The following is a 23078-nucleotide window of genomic DNA, read 5'->3' on the forward strand; positions in this document are numbered from 1 at the left end:
CAACTGCTCAGGGCACGATCGTGACTTCCGGGGTCTCGGATGCGCATCACGGGAAAGCGGGAGAAAGCACTCCCTCGATCGGGGGAGGTCACCGGCGAGCTGCCCGGCCATACTGGCCGACTATGATCAAGGGCATCCGGCCGCTGCTGCGCGGCTCCACGTACTCGGGCATGCTGTTCGCCTACTGCGGCGCGGTGGCGAGCCTTCCACTGCTGCCCTTCGCGCTGCTGCCGCTGCTGGCGTGGCGATCCGCTCCCGAGGCAGTGCAGAGCGTTCTGGTCCTGCTGGTCTGGGCGGCACTCATCGGCGTGGTGGGGCTGGCCCGCATCACACGGCGGGCGCTGGTCGCGTCGGCCCGCCGACTGTTGTGCGTGCCGCTGCCGGATCCTGTGACGGCACGTCAGCCTGCAAGTTCCGGCGCCGACCGTTGGCGGACTCCCCTCTGGCTGCTGCTGCACGTGGCACTGGGGTGGGCCGGGGCCCTGGTGAGCGGTCTGCTGTTCCTTTCGGGCCTGGTCCTCCCGGGAGGTTGGCTCGGCGCCGAGGCGCGGCTGAGTCTGTTCGGCTGGTCGGTGCGGGTGGAGGGTGGCTGGCAGAGCTGGGTCGTGGCGCTCGGGTGCCTGCTGCTGGCGGCGGCCGTGTGCGCGTTGGTGGCGAACGCCCTACGGTGGCTGGCGCCCAGACTGCTGGGACCGTCATCGGCTGAGCGGCTCGCGCTGGCGGCGGAGCGGGAACTGCAGTTGGCCGAACGCAACCGACTCGCCCATGAGTTGCACGACTCCATAGGGCACACGCTGACGGCGACCACGATCCAGGCCGCGGTGGCCGGCGAGGTGCTCTCCGCCGACCCGGTGGCGGCGCGGGCCGCCCTGCGCAGCATCGAGGAGTCGGCCCGGGCCGCGCTGGAGGACCTGGACTACGTACTTGGCGTGTTGCGCGAGGAGAAGGCGGAGACGGCGCCGACCCGCACCCTGGCCGACCTGCCTGAGCTGCTCGACCGGTTGCGGCACGCGGGCGCGGTGGTGGAGCCGGAAATGTCCGGCGAGTTGGCGCAGGTGCAGGGGACACTCTCGCGGGCGGCCTACCGGATACTGCAGGAGGGATTGACGAACGCGTTGCGGCACGGGGCGGGAGGGCCGATCGGGGTCCGGGTGGCCGCCGCGGAGGACGGACTGGAGCTCAGTGTGGTCAACCGGACCGGTCCCGGCACGAGCACGGGTGCGGGCTCGGGGCCGGGTGCCTTCCCGACATCCGGGCACGGCCTGCCCGGGCTGGCCGAGCGCGTGCGGTTGCTGCACGGCGAGATCGACGCAGGCCCACACGGTCCGCAGCACTGGCGGCTGGCGGTCCGGCTGCCGGTACGGTGGTCGGCATGATCGGCTCTGACACGAGCGCAGCCGTCACACTCCTGATCGCGGACGACGACGAGGTGACCCGAAGCGGTCTGCGCACTTTGCTCGGGGTACAGCCGGGGATCACGGTGATCGGGGAGGCCGCCGACGGCGTCGAGGCGGTCGAACAGGTGCAGCGGCTACGGCCGGACGTGGTCCTGATGGATGTGCGGATGCCGCGTTGCAATGGGATCGAGGCCACCCGGCGGGTGCTGGCCGAGTCTGATGAGCCGCCGAAGGTCGTGGTGATCACCACCTTCGAGAACGACGACTACGTCACCGCCGCGCTCAGCGCAGGGGCCAGCGGGTTCGTGCTCAAGAGGCTTCCGGTCCGTCAGATCACGGAAGCGGTGCGGGTGGTGGCGGCCGGGGAGGCGATCCTCTTCCCGGCGGCACTGCGCCGCATGGTCGCTGCCCGCCCGCTGCACTCCTCGAAGGCGTTGCCGAGGGCCTCGCTGACGGGGCGGGAGGAGGGTGTGCTGCGGTTGATGGCCACCGGCCTGTCCAACCCGGAGATCGCGGAGTCGCTGACGGTGAGCCTGGAGACGGTGAAGACGCACGTCGGGAACGTACTGAACAAGCTGGGAGCCCAGAACCGGACCCACGCGGTGGTGATCGCGTACGAGTCAGGTCTGGTGGTGCCGGGGTTCACCGGCTGACGCTGCCAGGAGGGCTCGTTCCGACCGTACGGCGCCGTAAAGGGAAACCGATCGGCCCCTCGGAACGTGTCGCCGCGCCCGTCACCGGTCCCGGCATGGAACCGTCTCCGCATGACCGAAGGCTCGGCACCTCACATGTCCCCGGCGCGGATCACCGTACTGGGCGTTCAACCCGGCAACCCACCCTTTCGCATCGTGGAAGTCGACGGAGAGTTCATCGGCAGGGCGATGTCGATGACGGACGTGCTGTTGCTCGCCGCGGAGATGGGGATCGTGATCCACGACCTCGACGACCAGGACGTGGTCCGGTGGGTCGGAGGCGGCAAGTTCACCTGGAACCCGCGCTAGGTTCTGCCCGGCGGGAGACCGGCCGGCCCCGGATGGGCACCGCGGCAGCGCGCAGTGTCCGGTCCAGGGTCGGCTCCGTCTTGCCCACGATGCGTCCGCGCGCTCTGGGCTGTCCGGCACGGCAGCCGCGCGGACACGGCGTCATGGGGGCTCAGTACGCGTGTCCCACGTGCGCAAGTGCCTGCTTCAGCAGTACCCCCTGCCCGCCGGGCATTTCGCTCTCCACGGCTTGCGAGGCAGCCTCCTGCGGACTGAACCAGACCAGGTCGAGCGCGTCCTGGCGGGGGCGGCAGTCGCCGCTCACCGGCACGATGTAGGCGAGGGACACCGCGTGCTGGCGCGGGTCGTGGTAGGAGGTGACGCCCGCTGTGGGGAAGTACTCCGCGACCGTGAACGGCTGGAGGGAGGCGGGAACACGGGGCAGGGCCACCGGCCCCAAGTCCTTCTCCAGGTGGCGCAGCAGCGCATCACGGACCCGCTCGTGGTGCAGGACCCGGCCTGACACCAGGGTGCGGCTGACCGTTCCGTCCGGACCGATGCGCAGCAGCAGTCCGATGCTGGTGACTTCGCCGCTGTCGTCCACACGTACGGGCACGGCCTCCACGTACAGGATCGGCATCCGGGCCCGGGCCGTTTCCAGCTCGTCCGTGGTCAGCCAGCCGGGCGTGGTTTCGGTCGTGTCAGACATTGTTTGAGCATACTTTCCGGGTGGGGTGCCCGCAGGAATGCGGGCCGGTTCGGATACGGGAGTTTCGTGCCGGTCGTGGCTACGGAATGGCCGAACCGGTGTTCCGTGTTGTTGTTCGGGCCGGGTGCGGTTCCACGAGACGACCGGCTTCGCCGGGTTCGGCCCCGCTGCTGAAGCTCCTTGCACCGCGCCTGCCTACGTCAGCTGCGCGGGCGGTGTTCATGTCGCGGCCTGGATGCCGAGGTCGGCGAGGAGGCCGCGTACGCGCTGCTCGATCTCATCGCGGATGGGTCTGACGGCATCGACACCCTGTCCGGCCGGGTCCTCCAGCTGCCAGTCCAGGTACCGCTTGCCAGGGAAGTAGGGGCAGGCGTCGCCGCAGCCCATGGTGATCACCACGTCGGACGACTGCACCGCCCCGACGGTCAGCGCTTTGGGCGTCTCGGCGGAGATGTCGACCCCGCCTCGCGCATCGCCTCGACAACCGCAGGGTTCACGGTGTCGGCGGGGGCGGAGCCGGCCGAGCGCACCTGTACGCGGTCCTGGCCTAGGTGGGTGAGGAAGGCGGCGGCCATCTGTGAGCGGCCGGCGTTGTGGACGCAGACGAACAGTACGGACGGGGCAGCGGGAGCGCTCATGGAGAGGGCTCTTCCTGGTCGGGTGGTCCAGCGGGGCGGGTCAGCGGCCGACGAAGACCTGGACGGCCGCTCGGCGCCCGAGCCGAGCCGCGTCGGTCATCCGGAGTGTCCGTCGGCAGGGGCCTCGAAGAGCGAGGAGAGGCGGGCGAGGGCGGCGGGCAGCAGCCAGTAGTAGACCCAGGTTCCGCGTCGCTCGGAGCCGACCAGGCCGGCCTCGCGCAGCACTTTGAGGTGATGGGAGATCGTCGGCTGCGAGACGTCGAACGGGCCCGTCAGGTCGCAGACGCACGCCTCGCCGCCCTCGTGCGAGGCGATCAGCGACAGCAGCCGCAGCCGCACCGGGTCGGCCAGGGCCTTGAACGTCTTCGCCAGGTCGGCGGCGGCTTCCTCGCCCAGCGGCTCGCGCACCATCGGCGAGCAGCATGCCACCGCCACCGCTTGGTCCTGACCGAGCACCTGCAGTTCCGGATTCGACATGTGTCTATGTTGGCAGTCGTCTATCCGAATGCCAAGCTCTACTGTATCGATATCCGTCGATATGGACCCCGGATCCCGGGAGGCTGCCATGTCCCGTGTTCAGCTCCCCCTTCGCGTCGCCGACCTCGAAGGCTCGATCGCCTTCTACTCCAAGCTCTTCGGCGCCGAGCCCGCCAAGCGCCGCCCCGGCTACGCGAACTTCGCCATCGCCGAGCCGCCGCTCAAGCTCGTCCTCATCGAGGGCCCGGCCGGCGAGGACACCCGGCTGGACCACCTCGGCGTCGAGGTCGAGTCCACCGAGCAGGTCGCCGCCGCCACCTACCGCCTCAAGGAGGCCGGGCTCGCCACCTTCGAGGAGAACGACACCTCCTGCTGCTACGCGCTGCAGGACAAGGTGTGGGTGACAGGCCCCGGCAAGGAGCCGTGGGAGGTCTACGTCGTGAAGGCCGACGCCGCCTGGGTCGGGCCGATCTCGACGACCACCGTGTCGTGACGCGCCATGGCCCGGTCGGGCGGGCCCGGTTGCGGGCCCGCCCTGTGGTCAGTCGTCCACGGCGTCCAGCACCTTGCCCAGGTCCACGAACTTGAAGCCCGTGGCGGTGCGCGGGCCGTCCTCGGGGGCGTCGTGGCCGTCCTGGACCACGAGGAGGCCGCGGGGAAACGCGCGGCCGAGGGGCTGGTTCAGGGCCGCGGCCCCGTCGCACTCCTCCGAGCCGTCGAGGTCCCGCGAGCGTGCGGTGATCCGTACGCCGCCCTCGTACTCGTGGTTGTCCTTGCGCTCGCGGTCGTAGAAGGCGAACGTGTTGTCGCCCTGGCTCGACACCATGAGGTAGCCGTCACCGTCCCCTTCGTCGACGATGGTCAGCCCCTCCACGTCCGCGGACAGGCGGCGGCCGCCGAAGCCCGGGTCGACGCCGGGCGTGCACTCCTCGGTCCCCTCGTTGTACGTGGCCGGGACACCGTACTCGCGGACCCGGTCCACCAGCACCGGCGCCGAGGTCAGATCGGCCCGCATCCGCCAGATGCCGACGTCCTCCTGGCCGGCGTAGAGGGTGCCGTCGGCGGGGTCGACGACCATGCCCTCGACCTGGGGCCGCTCGCCCGGCTCACCGCAGGGGCTCCAGGACGTGCCGTTCGGCAGACGGAAGGAGGAGGGCAGGTCCAGGGTCCGCACGAGGCGGTAGCCGACCGTACCGCCGGGGGCGGCGGTCAGTTCGAGCAGGGCGAGCCTCGTCTCGTGGCGGCGGCTGACCAGGGCGTAGGAGCGGCCGGTGGCCTGGTCCGTCCAGGTCGCCAGACCGTACGCGGTGCGCTGGTCGTTGATCTCCTCCTGCGAGGCGGAGAAGACCGGAGGAACGGTCGGCGCGGTGACGTCGGTCAGCGGGCCGCCGGGGCGGTTGCGGTCTATGCGGTAGAAGCGGAGGCGGTCGTTGCCGCGGTCGGTGACGACGGCGAGATCCGCCGGGCCGGCCGACAGGCGCATCCGGTGGACCAGGTCGACGTTGTTGAACCGCCCCGGTGCATCGTCCGGTCCCGGCCGGCTCGGCGCGGGCAGCGCCTGCACCTGACGCGCGCCGAGGTCGTAGACCCGCAGCCCGCCCTCCTTGGCCGTGGCGACGACCAGACTACGGTCGGGGTCGGCGTTGTTGCGCCAGATGGCGGGGTCGTCGGCGTTGGCGTTGCCGCCCTCCTCGTCGTCGAACAGCGTGGCGGTCTCCGCCACCGGGGTGACGGCGGGGAGCGGGCCGCTTTTGCGGCTCTGCGCCGTGGCGGGGGCGGCCGCGGTGAGGCCGGCGAGGACGGCGAGCGCCGCGGTCAGCGCGAGGGCGGGTACGGCGGGACGAGCGGGGCGCGCAGGGCGAGCGGGACGATGAGGGTCCACCAGGAGTCTCCAACGGTTGGTCAGACACGTGTGCGGTCATGGCAGCTGAAGACTCGAGCCCTTGCGCCAAGGGCTCGTCGTCGCCAGGCGACGGACAGTCATGCACGACATGAACAAGACGTGTCGTCGCTCGCCGCCCTCGAATCCTCCTCCACCCGCCGCCGCACAGCAGCGCTGTCCCGCCGGCGGCGGGAGCAGTCGACGAAGCGGCTACGATCCGGTGCCGGTGCGCCCCGACCAGCGCGGGGCCACCACCTGGCCCAGCGCCAGCACGCTCAGCCCGAACATCAGGACCCCCAGGGGCACATGGAGCGACGGTATGTGCGCGATGCCCAACACCACCTGTACCGAGGCGAGTACGAGGAAGCCCGACGAGTACAGGATGGGGCGGGGCGAGCCGCCGCCCGGCCGCCACGCCAGGACCGCGGCGAGCACATACACCATCGACGCGCCGTACATCACACGCGCCCCGACGCCGTGCAGTACCTCGCCGTGGGACGTGGACAACAGCAGTCCGGCGGTGACGGCCTGGAAGAAGATGGCCAAGGTCTGCAGGGCGATCGCCACCTGCACGAACGTGAGTCCGCGGTGCTGCGCCGTCGTCGTTGCGGCCATGAGTCGGTCCCCTCTTCTGCCTTGCGGCGATGGATCGGTAGTGTCTCGCTGGTCCGACGACGTGGGCCCGCGAAATGTGAGGCGAAGCCCCGACCTCACGATCCTGCGCGGTGTTTCGTCGAAGTGGCGAGAGCGGAAGCGGACGGGAAGAACCGAAGAACCAGGGAGCGGTCGAGGCCATGAACAACCCGTACGAGCCAGGGCATGACCGGTCCGAGCCGAGCCTGAGCGCGCTCGTCGGCGAGCGGCGGCACTTGATCAACCTCGGCTACCGGCTGCTCGGTTCGCTGAGCGAGGCCGAGGACGCCGTGCAGGAGACCTACACCCGCTGGTACGCGATGTCACGCGAACGGCAGGAGGCCATCGAGGCGCCCGGCGCCTGGCTGACGACGGTGGCCACCCGCATCTGCCTGGACCAGCTCGGCTCGGCGCGGGCGCGGCGCGAGAGCTACGTCGGCGCGTGGATACCCGAGCCGCTGCCCGACCGTGCGGAGTGGCACGGAGGGCCGGCGGGCGGCAGCAGCACCGAGCCGGCCGACCCGGCCGACCGGGTCACCCTGGACGAGTCGGTGAGCATGGCCTTCCTCGTCGTACTGGACGCGATGACACCGGCCGAACGCGTGGCGTTCATCCTGCACGACGTCTTCCGGTACCCGTTCGCGGAGGTCGCCGCGATCGTCGGCCGGACGCCGGCAGCCTGCCGGCAGTTGGCATCCTCGGCCCGACGACGTATTCGTGCCGAGCGGGCTCCGGCCACCGCGACGGGTGAACAAGCGGCACTGGTACGGAATTTCAAAGAGGCGTGGGAGGCGAAGGACATCGAGGCCCTCGTCGACCTCCTCGACCCCGATGCCACGATGGTCGCCGACGGCGGCGGCCTGGTCGGCACCGTCCTGCGCCCGGTCGAGGGCAGCGAGCGCATCGCCGCGTACCTGATCCACATCGCCGCCAAGGCCCCGGGGCTGACGCTCCTGGAGCGGACGGTGAACGGCCGGCCCGGTCTCGTCGCCCAACACAGCGGCGTCACCGTGACCGTGGCGGCGTTCGACCTCACCGGGCGCCGCGTCACTCGTATCTGGGCGGTCCGCAACCCGGAGAAACTCCGGCCGTGGACCGAGAGCCGAGACCCCCGCGACGCGTAGGCTCCAGGGGTACTCACCCATGGCCGCCCGGGGCGCTGTCCGGTACTGCTCGGCGCCCCCCGGCGCCGAGGCGGGAGCGCAGCGCCGTGTGGACGGTGTAGCCCGCTGCCGCGCCGACCGCGTACCAGAACAGGTCGGGCGGATTGAAGGTGGAGCCGAGTACGAGACGGCCGACGGTGCTGCGCCGGGAGAGTTCCCCGGGGATCTCGCTGAGCTGGAGGAACTCGATCGCCCAACTCGCGGCCAGGGCGCCGGCGGCAGCCCGCAAGGGCGTCACCCCCGGCGCCAGGACCACGACGAGGGTGAGGAGCAGGACGGTGTACAGCGCGTCTCCGCCGTACTTGGCGATGTCCCCCGCCGTCACGGCTCTGAGCCCCAGCCCCGCGCCTACGGTCACCACCGCGACTCCGGCCGCCGCGAGTCGGGTCCGCAACGGGTCGGCGGCAGCAGGGTCATGGATTTCGGGGGCAGTAGGCACGGGACCATCCTGCCGGGCGTGCCCACCCGCCTCGGAACCGGGCCCCGCCTCGCGGAACGGGAGGAGGGATCCGGCTCAGCCCTGCTCCCGGACGCCCCACGGGGAGCCGTACGCGGACAGCAGGTCCAGGAACGGGCGAGGCGGAAGGGCCTCGGGGCCGAGTACGCCGGCCTCTGCCCACACCCCGCCGGCCAGGAGCTCGAGCGCCACGACCGGGTTGACCGCGGTCTGCCACACCACGGCCTGGGAACCGTACTCGCGCATCGACCACTGGTTGTCCACCACGTGGTACAGGTACACCTCGCGCGGCCGGCCGTCCTTGGTGCCCTTCACCCAGGTGCCCGCGCAGGTCTTGCCTGCCATCCGCTCGCCCAGCGCGGCCGGGTCGGGCAGGCACGCCGCGACCACGTCGCGCGGGGAGACCTGCACCGGGGCGCCGTCCGCGCTGCGCACCGTGACCGGCTCGGCCGAGTCCAGGCCCAGCGCGTGCAGCGTCTTCAGCTTGGCGATGAAGTCCTCGCCGAGTCCGTACTTGAAGGTGACCCGGCTGGCGTCCACCCAGCGCGGGACCAGCAGTACCTCCTCGTGTTCGACGTTGACGCACTCGACCGCGCCGATGCCCTCCGGGAAGTCGAACACCTCCGGCTCACTGAACGGCTCGGTGGTGAACCAGCCGCGGTCCCGCTCGTAGACCACGGGCGGGTTCAGGCACTCCTCGATCGTCGTCCAGATGTTGAACGACGGGGCGAATTCGTAGCCCTCGACGGTCAGGTTCGCCCCGTCACGGATGCCGATCTCCTCGATCTCGTCGAACAGCTCATCGGCCGCGTACCGGGCGAAGACGTCCGACAGGCCGGGTTCGACACCCATGCCGAGAAGCGCCAGTCGGCCCGACTTCTCCCACGCGTCGGCCCGCGCGAACTGCTCGTCGCCGAGCTTGACCCCGCACTCCGCGTACTGCCGGCCAGGGTGCGGCCGGGACAGCGACATGGCCATGTCCATGTAGTGGCTGTCCGCCGCGAGGGCCGCCTCGAACAGCGGCATCACGAACCGCGGATCGGTCGCGTTCAGCAGTACGTCGCACCGCTCCTCGGTGAGGAGTGCGGCCACCGCCGCCTCGTCGGAGGCGTCGATGCGGCGCGCGACGAACCGCCCGGCGCCGGCGCCGGTGCCGGTGTCGACCGCGGCCACGGCGGCCTGTGCGCGGGTGAGGTCGTAGTCGGCGACCACGAAATGGTCGAAGAAGTCCCGGCGGGCCGCGATCCGTGTGATCGCGGTACCGACGCCACCGGCGCCCACAAGCAGAACACGCATGACGAAACCCTCTCTCGATGAGGTCCGCGCAGGTCCGCGCCCCATGGGAGGGATGAAAGCCGGGCCGGCGAGATAAGGTCAATGGTGTTGGCATAAGGCCCCTCGTACGGCCGCCGGTCCGGTGGCGACCGTACGTCCGTGGCGGAGGAAGGCACCCGATGGCGAAGCAGGTGGTCCCCGAGGAAGCCCGCAGGCGGCGGCGCCCCACCCGGCAGGGCACCGTCCTGTCCGAACGTCTGATCGTCGACACCGCCCTGCGCATGCTGCGCGAACACGGCAGCGCCGGACTGTCCGCCCGGCGGCTCGGCGCCGCCCTCGGTGCGGACCCCAGCACGCTCTACCGGTACTTCGACGGCATGGACGGCCTCACCCTCGCCATCGGCGAGGAGCTGATCGGCCGGGCCCTCGAGGGCTGGGCGGCCACCGGGGACTGGCGCCGTGACCTGCGCGAATTCGGCCTCCGCATCCACGGCGCCTACCTCGCCCACCCGCAGGCCGCCGTACTGACCGCCAGCCGCGTGACCGGCCGGCCCCGCGAGATCGCCGCCGACGAGGCCGTCCTCGGCATCCTGCGCACCGCCGGCTTCCCCGACCCCGAGGCGGTCCTGATCTACCACGCCTTCATCGACCAGAGCCTGGCCTTCGCGGCCCTCGACGCCGGCGCCCTCGCCATGGCCGAGACATCCCGGACCTCCGACGAGCAGCAGTGGGAGTCCACGTACGCCCGGCTGCCGGCCGAGCAGTACCCACACATCGCGGCCACCACACGGCTGCTCGCCGCCCGGATGAACCACAGCGCCTACCCGGTCGCCCTGGACATGCTCCTCGCAAGCGCGGAGGCAAGGCTCCAGGCGGCAACACGGCGGGTGCGCGGGGCGGCGCGTCGAGGTGCGCGGGGTTTGGCCGCTGGCGAGACTGGACCCATGACGACAATGGCGGTACTTGAGGGCGGGCCGGAGGATCTGCCGGAGCGGGTCGTACCGGTCACCGCGACGGGCGAAGATCTGAAGATTGCACATCGTGGCGGATACGAACACTTCAAAGCCACGTCGAGGTTCCAGAACGGCACAGAAGGCCGGCTCCCCGTCTACGAGTGGTGGGAGCGCACGGAGATCGCCGAGTAGCGGCCTGCGCCGAGACGTGCGCATGGCTGCTTTCGCCGGACCGCCGACCGGCCTGCACACCCTGCTCGACGAGGCGCATCGGCTGCTGCCCGGCATCATCGAGGTGCGCCGCACCCTCCACCGGGCACCGGAACTCGGGCTGCACCTGCCGCTCACCCAACAGACCGTCCTCGAGGCCCTGACAGGCCTGCCCCTGCGCATCACCGCGGGGGAGCGGCTCAGTTCGGTGGTCGCCACCCTGGACGGCGCGAAACCCGGCCGGACCATTCTGCTCCGCGCCGACATGGACGCCCTGCCCCAACAGGAGGACACCGGCCTGGATTACGCCTCCCAGGTCCCGAGCGCCATGCACGCCTGCGGCCACGACCTGCACACCGCCATGCTCATCGGCGCAGCCCGCCTGCTCTGCGCCCGCCGCGGGCAGATCCGCGGGCGCGTCGTGTTCATGTTCCAGCCCGCCGAGGAACGCGGAGGCGGCGCCCCGTACATGATCGAGGAAGGCGTCCTGGACACCCCGGACGGCAGCGGAGTGGACGCGGCGTTCGCGCTGCATGTCATGACCCGCTTCGACACCGGCACCGTGCACGTGCGGCCCGGCCCGATGTTCGCCGCGTCCGACCTGGTCCGCATCACCGTACGAGGCCGCGGCGGACACGCCTCCGCACCGCACCTCGCCCTCGACCCGGTCCCCGTCGCGTGCGAAATCGTCCAAGCCCTGCAAACTGCCGTGACGCGCACGGTCAGCGTCTTCGACCCGGTGGTGGTCAGCATCACCCGCATCCAGGCCGGCACGACCACCAACATCATCCCCGAGACCGCGGAACTGCACGGCACCTGCCGTACCTTGACGCTGGAGTCCCGTGAGCGGATGCGCACCGTGATCGAACGGGTGGCCAGTAACGTGGCCGCCGCGCACGGCGCCGAGGCCGACATCGACCCGGCCCGGGGCTACCCTCCTGTACACAACGATCCGGCCTTCACCACCACGGTCCGCGATGCCGCAACCGAACTCCTCGGCACCGCTCCGGTACAGCCCTTGGCCGACCCGGTCATGGCATCCGAAGACTTCTCCTACGTCCTCGAACGCGTCCCGGGGGCCATGGCCCTGCTCGGAGCCCGCCCACCCGCCATCCCGGCCGACGGCGCCCCGGACTGCCACTCCAACCGCGTCGTGTTCGACGAGAACGCCATGGCCGCCGGGATGTCCCTCCACGCAGCCGTGGCACTGCGGTACCTCGCGGGCTGACGGCGTACGAGGTCGCCCGGGCCACCGCGGCCCGCGCCCTGCCCGGCCCCGGTCCCCCGTTTCCTACTCGAACGGCACATTGATGCAGGCGAGCCGTGCCCCGGCCGTGCCCGCCGTGCCGGGCTCCGTGTGGGTGGCGTGCTCGTGGATCACTACGGAACGGGCCCCGCCGGCACGGTACCGCCAGGTCAGGGTGGACGCCGAGGCGCCATTGCCGTGGCCGTCGGTGGTGATGTCGAGCCACGTCTCGTTGCGGGGATTGGCGTACGCGGGGTTCGTCGAAGGCTGCTTGGGGTCGACGGCGTTCTGGTAGTGCGGCCCGGAGTCGTTGGGCTTGCTGCCGCAGGGCTTCTGGTGCACGTGGGCGCCGAACGTCCGGTTCGGCGCCACGCCGTGGAGCCGCAGCTCCACGTGGGTGCCGTCGCCGTCGAACCGCTCCGTGACAGTGACCTTGCTGCCGGCTGGTACCGCTTTCGTGTCGAAGGTGACCGCCTGGTGTGTGGGCCGGCCGTCGGCTGCCCGGAACGAGCCCTCCACCGTCACGTCCTGGCCGGCGACCACGCCCAGGGGCAGGACGACAGCCAGGGAGGCCGTGAGCGCTGAAACGAGCAAGGACATCTTCTGCTCCTCTTCACCACGGGTTCTCGCTGGGGCTCCCCCTTCGCCCGCGGTCCAGCCATGTGCGCGCCGGATCATCAAGCGCTACACGGCCCGGAGCTCAAGATCGTCCGGATGTGTCGGCCAGCGCTTCCAAGGACCATGTTCGCCCACCTCGCAGCCTTGCGCAGGGCGCCTCCAGGGTGTCGGCCTGCTTTTGCCTGATCAGCCGCACTATTCCGGTTCGTGTCAGTCGGTGATCCGACCCGCGGCGCGTGGTCGGACGAAGGTCCCCTGGAGGAGCGATCCTCTGCGGGGCCTGCCGGGTGACACCGGGCGGCGCCCGGCTCGTCATGCCGCCGAACGGTGGCACTCTTCACCACCATGTGGCCGTGATCCCGTCCCACTTGATTGCCGCGCTCTCCGGCTTCGCCCTGCTCGCACCCGCCTCCGCGTACGCCGTCTCCACCGCCCCCGTCGCACCAGAGGCCCCCGTCTCAGCCCGGCAGGGGGACTTCTTCGCCGACCTGCCCAAGGGAGGTGACCTGCACAATCACCTGTCCGGTGCGGTCACCACCGAGTTCCTGATCGAGCTCGCCGCCGGGGACGGCCTGTGCATCACCACCGACACCACCACCGCGGTACCCCCGCCGTGCGGGCCGGGGACCCGCCCCGCCGCAGACGCCGTCACCGACGCGGCGCTCCGCCGGCAGGTCATCCGGGTCTGGTCGATGCAGGATTTCCCGGCCGACGGGAACGGCCACGACCACTTCTTCGCGACCTTCTTCAAGTTCGGCGAGGCGACCTTGCGGCACCCCGGCCGGATGCTGGCAGAGGTCGCCAACACGGCCGCCCGGCAGAACCAGTTCTACCTGGAGACCATTTCCCCGGCTTCCCGGCCGGCCCGTGACCTCGCCGACCGGATCGGCTACGACGCCGACCTCGACCGCATGCACGACAAGCTCCTCGCCGACGGCGGTCTGGACGCGATCGTCCGGAAGGCCCGCGCCGACGCCGACGCCATCGACACCGAGTTCCGCACCGCCGCGCACTGCGACACCCCGCGGCCCGACGCGGCGTGCTCCCTCCCGTACCGCTGGATCTCCCAGGTCGCCCGCGCCGGCACCCCGCAGCGGGTGTTCACCCAGATGGCGCTCGGCATGCGGCTGGCCGAGCGCGACGCGCGCTTCGTCGCCGTCAACCTGGTGCAGCCGGAGGACGACCCGGTCGCGTTGCACGACTACCGCCTGCACATGCGGATGCTGAACTACCTCAAGACCCAGTACCCGAAGGCGCACATCACCCTGCATTCGGGCGAGCTGGTGCCCGGCCTGGTCAAGCCGGAGGACCTCACCTTCCACATCAGGGAGGCCGCCCAGACCGGCCGCGCCGAGCGGATCGGGCACGGCGTGTCCGTCCTGCACGAGGACCGCTGGCAGTCGCTCATGCGCTACATGGCTGAGCGGCGGATCGCGGTCGAGGTCCCCTTCCACAGCAACGAGCAGATCCTGCGTGTCTCCGGCGACGCGCACCCCTTCGCCACCTACCGCCGCCACGGCGTACCGGTCGTCCTCGCCACCGACGACCCGGGCGTGTCCCGGATCGAGATCACCGACGAGTACCGCCGGGCCGCCGAGATGTACGGGCTCGGCTACCCGGAGCTGAGGGACCTGGCCCGGGCATCCCTGGAACACTCGTTCCTTCCCGGCCGCGGCTTGTGGAACCGTGACGTCCGCACCGGCTACCGGCCCACCGGGCCGTGCGCCGGGGAGCGGCAGGGCGCCGAGCACCCGGGCGCGCGGTGCGCCCGCTTCCTGGCCGCCGGCCCGAAGGCGCAGGTCGAGTGGCGGCAGGAGGCGGCCTTCCACCGCTTCGAGACCGCCCACGCCCGCGCCACCCGCCCCGGCTCCCACTGACCCCGGGACCCCGGTCGACTGCGTGACTTCCCGGCCCCGGAGCGGGGGAAGCCCCGCCAATCGGGCCAGGCATTCGGGCCGGTCCGGCATGGCGGCAGGCCGATGGCGCGATGCATCCGTGATGCTGATGGCCGAGCCAGGCAGGAGAGACCGTGGACGATCCAAGCCCCCAGGAAGCCCGGAGCTCGGCATCCACCAGCGCGAGCCACAGTGTTGCCGGCCAGCCGGGAGTCATCGGCATCGCACTCGGCGCCGTGCTGACGGCCGTGCTCGCGCAAGGTTCGTGGCAGTGGTTCGCCACGTACATCGGGGTGACGCTCCTCGCGGTGCTCTTCTGTCTGTACCGACTGCCGCAGTGGACGCCCGGCCTCCGAACTGCCTACATGGGGAATCTGACGGCGTATTCGCTGGTCGTCGGCCTGTGTGTGGCGATCACAGTGGCCCCCATGCTGCAGCGCTGGCCGTGGCTGTTTCCGATGCCGGGCACTCGAGACAGGTGCCCCGCGCTGCGTACGTACGAGCGAATCCGGACGGAGGCGGCGCTGGCGGACCTGGCTGGTCGCGACCCTGCCGCCTTGGCTCACGCACAGGACGTCCAAGGCCATGTCGCCTTTGCCGACTGCCTGTCCTCCACCACGACCCTGTGGTTGCCGGCCTACGCGGCCGGAGTGGCCGTGCTGGTGGGTCTGGGTGCGTGGTCCTTCGGTCGGCTGCGGGTGAGGAACGAGGAGAGCCGTGGTCAGGCGTAGACCTCCTCGTCGGGGCTGAGCGCCGGCTCAGCTCTTGTCGGAGGGGGCTCCCGTTCAGGGTTCTTCGCATTGTTGGTTCGGCGAGCCCGGGCAGCCGGCCCGGTACCCCTGCGCGGCAGGCCGTCTCGATGCGCCGGTGGATGGCGAGGGCCTCCTCGTGGAGCCGGTCGTTCTATCGGGAGAAGTAGGTCTTGACGCTGACGGCTGGACCACCTGAGAACCTCTGCACGGCTGCCTTGGCGTCTCCCGACACAGTGACAGAAGAGGTGCCCCCGGCCGGAATCGTGGTCAGCCCGCCGATCGGGACCACCTCGACCGCCTGCTGAGGCGATCCGGATTTCGGCTGGTCATAGACCAGATAGACGACGCGGACCGATACCGCTGTGTTGTTCGGGTTCTTCAGAACGACCTGGTCGAAGGCATCGAACTTACTCAGAGGCTGACCGGCCGGGTCTGCCGGCTTGGCCTCGACGGCGGATGAATCGGCCGGAAGATCTGCGGGGACGAGCTCCTTGACGGTCACTCGGACATCGGCGACCTGGCCGGCGTCGGCTCCGCTGAAGGCCAGGATGTCGTAGCCCCCACCGTGTTGCACGACGAGGCTGCCTCGGTCGCTTCCGTAGGCGGTCGTGACCCGCACATCAGGCAGATCCTTGCCTGTGCTGTCCACCGCTGTGATCGCCAGAGTCGGCACCACACTCGTCCGTCCGGTGTTGTTGATGGAGAGCGTCTGGTCTATGAATTCCCGCTTGCCGAGTGCGTGATAGCCGAAGGACAAGGGTGTGATCGTTGCTGGGCTTGCCGTGACCGGTGCGGAAGCCGACGGCGCCGCTCCGGCTGGAGGCGTGGAGGCACCACTCGGACTGCAGCCGACCAGTGCGACGATGCTGAGGACAACACCTGCAACCGTTGCGCCCCGCGGGTGTTGAGTGAAGGATCGATCCGTGCTTGGCATCGTCGGAGACTAATGCAGGCGGGGACACGAGAGGCCGACGGGAGACGGCCGGCCCCGTCAGTCGCCCGACGGATGCACCACCTCCACCCCCTGGTCGCGCAACTCCTTGACCACCGGGGAGTCGTCGGGCGCGTCCGTGACGATGAGGGCGATCTGCTCCATCGAGCAGATGCGGCCCAGCGCCGCACGGCCGAGCTTGTCGGCGGTCGCTACCAGGATCACCCGCTGCGCCGCGGCCACCGCGGCTCGTTTCACCTGTACGTCTTCGAGGTTGTAGGCCGTTGCCCCCTGGACCGGGTCGACACCGCAGCAGCCCAGAACGAACGTGTCGAAGCACAGGTCCTTGAAGGCCTGGACGGGCGTCTGGCCGTAGAAGGAGAGCTCCTCGGGGCGCACCTGGCCACCGGGTAGCAGCAGTTGGATGCCGGGGTTTGCGGAGAGGGCGAACGCGGCGTGCAGGGAGAGCGGGGTCACCGTGAACTGGCGGTCTGCCATGGCCTTGGCGACGGCCACGGCGGTGGTTCCGGTGTCCAGGGCCACCGTCTCTCCGTCGGTGAGCAGTTCGACCACGGTGCACGCGAGCCGCTCCTTGGCCTGTGCTCCGGACATGGCCCGGATGGCGTAGGGCGGTTCGACGCCGCCGGGCAGGTTGCTCACGGCGCCGCCGCGCACCCGGCGCAGCGCTCCCCGCGACTCCAGTACTTCCAGGTCCCGGCGGATGGTCATCTCGGACGCACCGGTGGCCCGGGCCAGCTCGGCCACGGTCGCGCGGTTCTGCTGCATGAGCAGGCTCACGACGAACTTGTGCCTCTCCATCACGTTCATGTGTCTGCTTTTAGCACAGAAGGCGGCCCTGGATGGTGTTGTGCACACACGATCTGTTGAAACGAACATCCTATGTGCGTAATGTGCAGCCTTGGATGTGAACTTCGGGCTGTTGTGAACGTGACTTCCGTTCATTCCGCTATGAGCGATGAGGAGAGCGATGTCCGCCACCAGAGAGGCCGGCCTGCCCGAAGCGGGAAGGCCTGTTCTCACCACCGTCGCCATCACCGCCTCGTTGGTGGCGTTCGTGGTGATCGGCGCCCTGCAGGCGCTCTACGGCCCGGCGATCCCGGCCCTACGGGAGGAGTACGGCATCAGCCCCGCGGGCGCCGGACTCAGCCTCAGTGCCCACTTCGTCGGCGCACTCCTGGGTGTGCTGATCTACCACGTTCTGCGGGGCCGCTTGAACAACCGGGTGCTGCTCGGCGGCTCCTACCTGCTGATGGCCGCCGGCGCCACGCTCTTCGCGTTCTCGCCGAGCTGGAACCTGGCCCTGACCGGCACCTTCGTCATAGGTCTGGGCTTCGGCGGCATCGACTACGGCCTCAACCAGCTGTTCGCCATCGGCTTCGGCCGCCGCAGCACCGCCATGCTCAACGTGCTCAACGGTCACTTCGGTGTCGGTGCCATCGCGGGCCCGGCCCTGATCGGCTGGCTCGGAGCGGACCGCTACCCGCAGATCTTCCTCGGCATCGGGGTGGTCTGCCTGCTCATCCTGGCCACCCTGGGCGGGGTGGCCGCCCGGGAGCCGGAGCCGGCCCCGGCGGAAGGCGGCGCGACGTCCGGAGCCCGGGTACTGCCCATCATCGCCGTGTTCATCGGCATCTACGTGCTGCACGTGGCCATCGAAACCGGCGTCGGCGGCTGGGAACCCACCCATCTCGAAGCCGTCGGGTACGGCGCCGCCACCGCCGCCACCGCGACCTCCGCCTACTGGGCGGCGATGACCATCGGCCGGTTCGTGGTCGCCCCGCTCAGCCTCCGCTGGTCCGCACCGTCGATCCTGATCGTCTGCTGCGCCGGCATGGCCGGCTTCCTGGTCCTCGCGACCGTACCGGCGCTCGCCCCGTACGCGTACTTCGGCGTCGGCCTGATGATCGCGCCCATCTTCCCGACCTGCCTGCCCTGGCTGAACCGGGCCGTGCCCGGTGTGGCCGCGGCCGGCGCCTACGTGATCGCCGCCTCGATGATCGGCGGCGTGGCCTTCCCGCCGCTGCTGGGAGGGGTGATCGACACCATGGACGTGAAGGCGTTGCCACTCGTGCTGTTCGGCCTCGCCGCCGTGTGTGCGGCCCTGAGCCTGTGGCTGCGCAAGAACGCCCCCGATCCCGACGGCGTGAGCGGCCCTCGCAACGCGGGGGCGGACCGCGCCGACACCGTCTCCATGTGAGGACCCGAGAAATAAGGAACCTGAAGGATGAAAGCCGTTCTCTTCGACATGTTCGGTGTCATCGCGCGTGTCCAGTCGCCCGAGTCCCAGGCCGTGCTGGAACGCACGGCCGGCGGTGACAGCAGCCGCTTCTGGGAGGCGTACTGGTCGCAGCGCGCCCCCTACGACCGTGGTGACGTTGCCGGCCCTGCGTACTGGAAAGGGGTCTGTGCAGAGCTGGGAATCGCACTCGACGAACGACTGACCGCCGACCTGATCGCCGCCGACCTGGCCGGCTGGAGCGAGATCGACCAGCGCAGCGTGGAACTCCTGGCCGCCCTGGCGGACCGGGGCGTGACCCTCGGTCTCCTCTCCAACATTCCGGAGGAGCTCGCCGTCCGGTACGAGGCCACCCAGCCGTGGCTGGAAAGATTCACGGTGCTCGGATTCTCCTGCCGCATCCGCAGCGCCAAGCCCGAGGCGGCCGCCTACCAGTGGTGCGTCCGGGAACTCGGACTGCCCCCCGAGGACATCCTGTTCGTCGACGACCGGGCCGAGAACGTCCTGGCGGCCCGCGAACTTGGCCTGCAGGGCCACCTGTTCACGTCCCCCGATGATCTGCGGACCGCACTCGAGGCGGCGTTGCCGTGACCGGTACGATCCTCGCCGTCCCCGAGCCGTGGATCACGAACAACGCCTTCCTCTGCGCAGCTGCCCGGGCCTTCCCGCCGAACGGGCGGCGCCCGGCGGCATCCGTTGGCATCATGGTCGCGCCGGGGAGGTCCTGACGGGGTGGGGTGGCGGCGCTGTGGTCGGTACGGGGGAGAACGAACGGGAGCTGCTGCAAGGTGAACTCGCCGAGCAGGTGGCCCTGCTCGCGGACCGGGCCGGAGCGGACTCCGCGGCCTCGCTGATCCGCCGCACGGCCCGCCGCGCCCAGTCCCCGCGGGCCCGGATCTGCGTCATCGGCGGTAGCAACGTCGGCAAGTCCCGCCTCGTCAACGAGCTGATCGGCACGGTCTGCCTGCCGGTGTCCGTGCACCCGACGGACGGACCGCCCGTCGTCGTGCGCCCGTTCATCGCCGAATCCGGTGACTCCGCCGAGTCCGGGGCTCCCCGAACTCCCGAGGAGGCCGGGCCCGAGCACCTTGGCCCGGCCGGCCTGCGTACCGTACGCGTCGAGGTGCCCTCCGGGTCCTGGCCCGCCCGTGCGGGAGTGGAAATCGTCGACACCCCCGGCTGGGAGGGCTGGTCCGGAGTGCGGCAGCCCGACACGGCAGCGCTCGCCAGGATCGTCGGCGACTGCGACGTGGTGGTCGTCGTCACCGAGGCGCGCCGCGCCATGCTCGCCACCGAACAGGCCCGCATCAAGGCACTGGCCGCGGCTCCGCACAGCCCTCCGCTCGCCGTCGTCGTCACCAAGCTCGCCGAGGTCGAGGACGAGGCGGCCGACATCCTGCGACGCGTCAACCACCTCGTCGCAGTCCGGGCTCCGGAGGCTCTGGTGCTGCCCGGACCGGTCCCCGCGCCCGGCGCGGCGCAGGGGGCCGGGGAACCCGACGGCGTCGCCCCGCTCCGCGCGGCCCTGGGCCAGCTGGCCGGCATCCGGCTGCGCCGCGCGCTGCGGACCATCCGCAGGCTGCACCTCCTCGCGGCGACCTGCGGCCTGGTCGAGGAGGCCGCCGCGCGGGCGCTCACGGACGTGCACCGGACCGACCCCGTCAGAACGCGGGCCGCACAGATCTGGCACACGGCCCACGAGAGCGCACGCTTCCACTGGATCGTGCTCAGCGCCGAAGCGGGGGAGTGGCGTGCCTCGCTCGTCCAGACGATCGCCGCCGAGGCGCGCAGACGACGGGCCGCCGCAGCACGCGAACTCGCCGCGCGCTTCTCCCAGATGCTGGAGACGCCGGAGGAACAGCACTTCATCCGCCTCCACGCGATCCCGTACACCGCCGAGGTCCTGCACCAGTTCGAATCGTGGATCACCGGGACCGTCGACCGGGTACTGGAAGAGGACACCCGCCGGCTGCGCGGCATCCTGCTCCGCAACAGGCCCGGCGAGGAACTGTTCCAGGGACTGGCCGCCCCCAGTGCCGGGCGGGTCGTGCCGGCCGCGGCGCTGCCCGGTGTTGCCGACGCGGCCGCCGCCGCGGAGTCGCAGAATGCCACCGGCTGGGACGCCTCGTGGCTGCCGGAGTTCGTCGGCACCGCCATCGAGAGCGTGCTGACTCCTGTCTCCACCGAGGTCGTGGCGCAGATCGCGGGAGCGGCCGGTACGGCGCTCGTCACGGAGGCACTCGAGCACGGCCAGGCCGAGCGCCGTGAACGCGCCATCGACGACCTGGAACGGATCGTCGAGGCGGCCTTCACGGACCAGGTGGCGCGGACCGAGGCACGCATCGGGCAGGTGTACGACCGCCTGCTGAGCCAGGCGCGGGACCGCGACGAGCAGTGGTGGCGGCTGCACACCACAGCCGTCGCCGCGCAGCCGGAGTCCCTCGACCACTGGCGTTCACTGCAGAGCACGGCGCGGTCGCTGAGCCGCTCCGTGCACACCCACCTCTCTCCCTTGGAAGGGACCTGATGGCGCACGAGAACCGGCAGTTACCGGCCGGCCAGGAATCACCGGCCGTGCAGTTCCGCGGCTGGAGCGACAACATCGGAACACTGCGCTCGTACTACCAGCGCCTGCAGCGCGTGGCCGGCGAGGCCGCGGCGGTCATCGCCCCGCCCGGCGGCGCGGGCGCGGCACTGGACCTCGGGATCAACGGGGCGGTCTTCGAGCGCGAGACCTTCCGCATCATGGTGCTCGGCGAGTTCAGCAGCGGCAAGAGCACCCTGATCAACGCCTTGCTGGGAAAGCGGCTGCTGCCCACCAAGGCCAATCCGGCCACCGCCTTCACGACCGTCCTGCGATGGGGCGAGACCGAGCGGGCCTGGCTGTACCGGGACGCGGACCGGCAGGGCGTCGAGACGGCCGTCACGACGGAGGAGTTCAAGCGGGAGGTCTCCCTCCAGATCGACGCGTACGGCGCGCCCCGCACCCCCTCGTTCGCGCTGGCCGTCGTCGAGCAGCCGCTGGAGCTGCTGCGTCGATCGGTCGAGATCGTGGACTCGGCAGGGATCAACGAGAGTTCCGACCGCGAGCTGGTGACCCTCCGGTACCTGGAGGAGGTGGACGCCGTCGTGTTCGTCACCGACGCGGGACGGCCGTTCACCCTCCACGAGACCGAAAACTACCTCACCCGGGTCCGGAAGCTCGGGCACCGCGACATCTTCTTCGTGGTGAACCAGTTCGACCGGATCGAGGAGGAGGAACGGGCGGAGGTGATGAGCCGCTGCCGCAACGCGGTCGCCGAGCTCAGCGGGGAATCCGGTTCCACCGCCGCTGCCAACGTCTTCTTCATCAGCGCCCTCCAGGCCCTGCGGTCGCGGATCGACGGCGACGCGGAAGGCCTGAAGGCATCGGGGATCGGGCGGCTCGAGTCCGCCCTCGAGGTCTTCTGCATGCGCGACGCGGCCCGGGTGAAGTTCGTCCGTCTCGCCGAGTTCCTGCGCCACAACGCCGTCAACCTGCGGGTGCGGTTGCATGACGAGGGCGCGATCCTGATGAAGTCGACGGCGGAGCTGCGCGAGCTCCTCGACCGCAGCCAGTCCACCCAGGACCAACTGCGGGCCAGCGCCGACGCGATCCGCGACATCGTCGGCGGCAAGATCCTCGACATCGAGAACGAACTGCAGCTGAAGTTCAGTGCGTTCCTGATCGGCATCAGCAGCGAGATCGCCGACTGGCACGTCACGAGCGGCCCGGGACGCCTGAGCCGAGCCGTCCGGTCCTTCACGAAGGGCGGCCGCGTCGCAGCCCAGCACGAGCTGATGGACGCGTACACCGTCCGGCTCCAGGAACGTATGCAGGTCTTCTGCACCCAGGATCTCGACCAGCTCATCGAGCAGCGGCAGGCCGATCTGGTGCGCCAGCTGGAGCCGCTGATCAGGGCGCACGCGACCCTCCTCGACAAGCTCCGCGCGGAACTCACCGGCAACACGCAGTCCATCCGGGACCAGAACGACCTGCTCTACACGCTCGCCATCGCGGCGGGGAAGGGCCACGGCCGCGACGGGCGCCGCAACCGTGACGACGTGCCGCTCCTGTTCCGCCCCAGCTCGCTCATGGCGATCGGCGCGGGCACCGGTGCGGCTGTGGTCGGCGGGACGGCCGCCGCCGCAGCGGCCGGCCTGATCAGCCTGGCCCTTCCACCGGTCGGTGTGGCGGTGGCCATCGGCGCGGCCGTCGGACCGCTGCTGGCCTCGGGGGCGGTCATCTTCGCCAACGGCAAGCTGCAGTCGCGCGCGGCGGAGGAGTTCTCCGACCACGTGAAGGACTCGGCAGGCCTGACCGCCCGCCAGTACGCGGACAGCCGCGCCGCCGACCTGCGCGCCGTGTGGGGCGGGATCAGCGAAACGCTCCACATCCAGCTCCAGGACCTCATCGGCATCGTCCAGCGCAACATCGAGGAGTCCCGCCTGGACGAGCAGGCCAAGGCGGGCATGCGGGACCAGCTCTACGTGTACGAGCAGCGGATCACCGATGTGGAGCAGCACATCGCGACCTTCCTGCAGCCGTTCGTCTCCGAGACGGAGCCCGATCAGGCGTAGCCGGAG

Annotated in this window: 22 protein-coding genes and 3 pseudogenes; 15 read left to right on the forward strand and 10 right to left on the reverse strand. The window is 70.7% G+C overall.

Features of this window, described 5'->3' with window-relative positions; translation table 11 throughout:
* The first annotated feature begins 122 nt into the window (after window positions 1–122).
* From OHT74_RS36310 to OHT74_RS36320, 3 genes are all read left to right on the forward strand, one after another.
* A complete protein-coding gene (locus OHT74_RS36310) occupies window positions 123–1376 on the forward strand; it encodes a sensor histidine kinase (protein WP_328622594.1) in 1254 nt (417 codons plus the stop codon).
* The gene (locus OHT74_RS36315) at window positions 1373–2050 is read left to right on the forward strand and encodes a response regulator transcription factor (RefSeq protein ID WP_328622595.1); all 678 of its coding nucleotides are present in this window, start codon (window positions 1373–1375) and stop codon (window positions 2048–2050) included. Before OHT74_RS36310 ends, OHT74_RS36315 begins: the two co-directional genes overlap by 4 nt.
* 111 nt (window positions 2051–2161) lie before the next feature.
* Window positions 2162–2398, forward strand: coding sequence for a hypothetical protein (locus OHT74_RS36320; protein ID WP_266670784.1), 237 nt, complete (start codon window positions 2162–2164; stop codon window positions 2396–2398).
* A 151-nt stretch (window positions 2399–2549) separates the two neighbouring features.
* Here the strand turns inward: OHT74_RS36320 and OHT74_RS36325 are convergent, their stop codons facing one another.
* The 3 genes and pseudogenes from OHT74_RS36325 to OHT74_RS36335 form a co-directional block, all read right to left on the reverse strand.
* On the reverse strand, window positions 2550–3086 hold the full coding sequence (locus OHT74_RS36325; RefSeq protein ID WP_266670786.1) for an NUDIX hydrolase family protein: 537 nt from the start codon (window positions 3084–3086) through the stop codon (window positions 2550–2552).
* A gap of 219 nt (window positions 3087–3305) precedes the next feature.
* Window positions 3306–3724 (reverse strand): annotated as a pseudogene (locus OHT74_RS36330) (arsenate reductase ArsC).
* 96 nt (window positions 3725–3820) lie between these two features.
* Window positions 3821–4201, reverse strand: a complete 381-nt coding sequence (locus tag OHT74_RS36335) for an ArsR/SmtB family transcription factor (RefSeq protein ID WP_328622596.1) — start codon at window positions 4199–4201, stop codon at window positions 3821–3823.
* Window positions 4202–4289: 88 nt separating this feature from the next.
* On the opposite strand from OHT74_RS36335, the gene OHT74_RS36340 reads away from it, so the two are divergent.
* Window positions 4290–4694: an ArsI/CadI family heavy metal resistance metalloenzyme gene (locus tag OHT74_RS36340; protein ID WP_328622597.1), complete on the forward strand. Its 405-nt coding sequence runs from the start codon at window positions 4290–4292 to the stop codon at window positions 4692–4694.
* Window positions 4695–4742: 48 nt separating this feature from the next.
* Here OHT74_RS36340 and OHT74_RS36345 read toward each other — a convergent pair whose 3' ends face one another.
* The gene (locus OHT74_RS36345) at window positions 4743–6083 is read right to left on the reverse strand and encodes a phytase (RefSeq protein WP_443047630.1); all 1341 of its coding nucleotides are present in this window, start codon (window positions 6081–6083) and stop codon (window positions 4743–4745) included.
* 210 nt (window positions 6084–6293) lie between these two features.
* Window positions 6294–6698 (reverse strand): hypothetical protein, encoded by a 405-nt coding sequence (locus tag OHT74_RS36350; RefSeq protein ID WP_328622598.1) that lies wholly within the window; start codon window positions 6696–6698, stop codon window positions 6294–6296.
* A gap of 179 nt (window positions 6699–6877) precedes the next feature.
* On the opposite strand from OHT74_RS36350, the gene sigJ reads away from it, so the two are divergent.
* Window positions 6878–7840, forward strand: coding sequence for an RNA polymerase sigma factor SigJ (gene sigJ / locus OHT74_RS36355; protein WP_328622599.1), 963 nt, complete (start codon window positions 6878–6880; stop codon window positions 7838–7840).
* Between the two features lie 13 nt (window positions 7841–7853).
* Here the strand turns inward: sigJ and OHT74_RS36360 are convergent, their stop codons facing one another.
* Complete coding sequence (locus OHT74_RS36360) at window positions 7854–8318, reverse strand: ribosomal maturation YjgA family protein (protein WP_328622600.1); 465 nt, start codon at window positions 8316–8318, stop codon at window positions 7854–7856.
* A 75-nt stretch (window positions 8319–8393) separates the two neighbouring features.
* Complete coding sequence (locus OHT74_RS36365; RefSeq protein WP_328622601.1) at window positions 8394–9632, reverse strand: saccharopine dehydrogenase family protein; 1239 nt, start codon at window positions 9630–9632, stop codon at window positions 8394–8396.
* Window positions 9633–9790: 158 nt separating this feature from the next.
* Here OHT74_RS36365 and OHT74_RS36370 point away from each other — a divergent pair.
* The 3 genes and pseudogenes from OHT74_RS36370 to OHT74_RS36380 form a co-directional block, all read left to right on the forward strand.
* A pseudogene (locus OHT74_RS36370) lies at window positions 9791–10480 on the forward strand (TetR/AcrR family transcriptional regulator); the annotation flags it as partial.
* Window positions 10481–10621: 141 nt separating this feature from the next.
* Window positions 10622–10756 (forward strand): annotated as a pseudogene (locus OHT74_RS36375) (DUF5988 family protein); the annotation flags it as partial.
* A gap of 22 nt (window positions 10757–10778) precedes the next feature.
* Complete coding sequence (locus OHT74_RS36380) at window positions 10779–12002, forward strand: M20 metallopeptidase family protein (protein WP_328622602.1); 1224 nt, start codon at window positions 10779–10781, stop codon at window positions 12000–12002.
* 63 nt (window positions 12003–12065) lie between these two features.
* On the opposite strand, the gene OHT74_RS36385 is transcribed toward OHT74_RS36380, so the two are convergent.
* The gene (locus OHT74_RS36385; RefSeq protein WP_267002081.1) at window positions 12066–12620 is read right to left on the reverse strand and encodes a superoxide dismutase family protein; all 555 of its coding nucleotides are present in this window, start codon (window positions 12618–12620) and stop codon (window positions 12066–12068) included.
* 332 nt (window positions 12621–12952) lie between these two features.
* On the opposite strand from OHT74_RS36385, the gene OHT74_RS36390 reads away from it, so the two are divergent.
* Both OHT74_RS36390 and OHT74_RS36395 read left to right on the forward strand, forming a co-directional pair.
* Window positions 12953–14515: an adenosine deaminase family protein gene (locus tag OHT74_RS36390; RefSeq protein WP_328623464.1), complete on the forward strand. Its 1563-nt coding sequence runs from the start codon at window positions 12953–12955 to the stop codon at window positions 14513–14515.
* A gap of 152 nt (window positions 14516–14667) precedes the next feature.
* Entirely contained in the window at window positions 14668–15264 is a 597-nt protein-coding gene (locus OHT74_RS36395) for a hypothetical protein (RefSeq protein WP_328622603.1), read from the forward strand.
* 172 nt (window positions 15265–15436) lie between these two features.
* Here OHT74_RS36395 and OHT74_RS36400 read toward each other — a convergent pair whose 3' ends face one another.
* Both OHT74_RS36400 and OHT74_RS36405 read right to left on the reverse strand, forming a co-directional pair.
* Window positions 15437–16042, reverse strand: coding sequence for a hypothetical protein (locus OHT74_RS36400; RefSeq protein WP_328622604.1), 606 nt, complete (start codon window positions 16040–16042; stop codon window positions 15437–15439).
* Window positions 16043–16276: 234 nt separating this feature from the next.
* Window positions 16277–17044: a DeoR/GlpR family DNA-binding transcription regulator gene (locus OHT74_RS36405; protein ID WP_328622605.1), complete on the reverse strand. Its 768-nt coding sequence runs from the start codon at window positions 17042–17044 to the stop codon at window positions 16277–16279.
* Window positions 17045–17204: 160 nt separating this feature from the next.
* On the opposite strand from OHT74_RS36405, the gene OHT74_RS36410 reads away from it, so the two are divergent.
* From OHT74_RS36410 to OHT74_RS36430, 5 genes are read left to right on the forward strand one after another with little or no spacing between them, the layout of a single operon-like run.
* Window positions 17205–18434, forward strand: a complete 1230-nt coding sequence (locus tag OHT74_RS36410) for an MFS transporter (RefSeq protein ID WP_328622606.1) — start codon at window positions 17205–17207, stop codon at window positions 18432–18434.
* Between the two features lie 27 nt (window positions 18435–18461).
* A complete protein-coding gene (locus OHT74_RS36415; RefSeq protein WP_328622607.1) occupies window positions 18462–19064 on the forward strand; it encodes an HAD family hydrolase in 603 nt (200 codons plus the stop codon).
* Window positions 19061–19201, forward strand: a complete 141-nt coding sequence (locus OHT74_RS36420; protein WP_328622608.1) for a hypothetical protein — start codon at window positions 19061–19063, stop codon at window positions 19199–19201. Before OHT74_RS36415 ends, OHT74_RS36420 begins: the two co-directional genes overlap by 4 nt.
* Before the next feature lie 20 nt (window positions 19202–19221).
* Window positions 19222–21000 (forward strand): dynamin family protein, encoded by a 1779-nt coding sequence (locus tag OHT74_RS36425; protein WP_328622609.1) that lies wholly within the window; start codon window positions 19222–19224, stop codon window positions 20998–21000.
* The gene (locus OHT74_RS36430; RefSeq protein ID WP_266670818.1) at window positions 21000–23072 is read left to right on the forward strand and encodes a dynamin family protein; all 2073 of its coding nucleotides are present in this window, start codon (window positions 21000–21002) and stop codon (window positions 23070–23072) included. The genes OHT74_RS36425 and OHT74_RS36430 overlap by 1 nt, the downstream gene beginning before the upstream one ends.
* Window positions 23073–23078 lie beyond the last annotated feature (6 nt).

Source organism: Streptomyces sp. NBC_00354 (assembly GCF_036106915.1).
GTDB lineage: Bacteria > Actinomycetota > Actinomycetes > Streptomycetales > Streptomycetaceae > Streptomyces.

Excerpts from the sequence above, each read along its gene's own strand:
- sigJ (WP_328622599.1), top strand. The coding sequence starts at position 6,878 with ATGAACAACCCGTACGAGCCAGGGCATGACCGGTCCGAGCCGAGCCTG.
- OHT74_RS36315 (WP_328622595.1), top strand. The coding sequence starts at position 1,373 with ATGATCGGCTCTGACACGAGCGCAGCCGTCACACTCCTGATCGCGGAC.
- OHT74_RS36385 (WP_267002081.1), bottom strand. The coding sequence starts at position 12,620 with ATGTCCTTGCTCGTTTCAGCGCTCACGGCCTCCCTGGCTGTCGTCCTG.
- OHT74_RS36430 (WP_266670818.1), top strand. The coding sequence starts at position 21,000 with ATGGCGCACGAGAACCGGCAGTTACCGGCCGGCCAGGAATCACCGGCC.
- OHT74_RS36340 (WP_328622597.1), top strand. The coding sequence starts at position 4,290 with ATGTCCCGTGTTCAGCTCCCCCTTCGCGTCGCCGACCTCGAAGGCTCG.
- OHT74_RS36410 (WP_328622606.1), top strand. The coding sequence starts at position 17,205 with ATGTCCGCCACCAGAGAGGCCGGCCTGCCCGAAGCGGGAAGGCCTGTT.
- OHT74_RS36365 (WP_328622601.1), bottom strand. The coding sequence starts at position 9,632 with ATGCGTGTTCTGCTTGTGGGCGCCGGTGGCGTCGGTACCGCGATCACA.
- OHT74_RS36380 (WP_328622602.1), top strand. The coding sequence starts at position 10,779 with ATGGCTGCTTTCGCCGGACCGCCGACCGGCCTGCACACCCTGCTCGAC.
- OHT74_RS36350 (WP_328622598.1), bottom strand. The coding sequence starts at position 6,698 with ATGGCCGCAACGACGACGGCGCAGCACCGCGGACTCACGTTCGTGCAG.
- OHT74_RS36405 (WP_328622605.1), bottom strand. The coding sequence starts at position 17,044 with ATGAACGTGATGGAGAGGCACAAGTTCGTCGTGAGCCTGCTCATGCAG.
- OHT74_RS36390 (WP_328623464.1), top strand. The coding sequence starts at position 12,953 with ATGCCGCCGAACGGTGGCACTCTTCACCACCATGTGGCCGTGATCCCG.
- OHT74_RS36325 (WP_266670786.1), bottom strand. The coding sequence starts at position 3,086 with ATGTCTGACACGACCGAAACCACGCCCGGCTGGCTGACCACGGACGAG.
- OHT74_RS36335 (WP_328622596.1), bottom strand. The coding sequence starts at position 4,201 with ATGTCGAATCCGGAACTGCAGGTGCTCGGTCAGGACCAAGCGGTGGCG.
- OHT74_RS36415 (WP_328622607.1), top strand. The coding sequence starts at position 18,462 with ATGAAAGCCGTTCTCTTCGACATGTTCGGTGTCATCGCGCGTGTCCAG.
- OHT74_RS36310 (WP_328622594.1), top strand. The coding sequence starts at position 123 with ATGATCAAGGGCATCCGGCCGCTGCTGCGCGGCTCCACGTACTCGGGC.
- OHT74_RS36320 (WP_266670784.1), top strand. The coding sequence starts at position 2,162 with ATGACCGAAGGCTCGGCACCTCACATGTCCCCGGCGCGGATCACCGTA.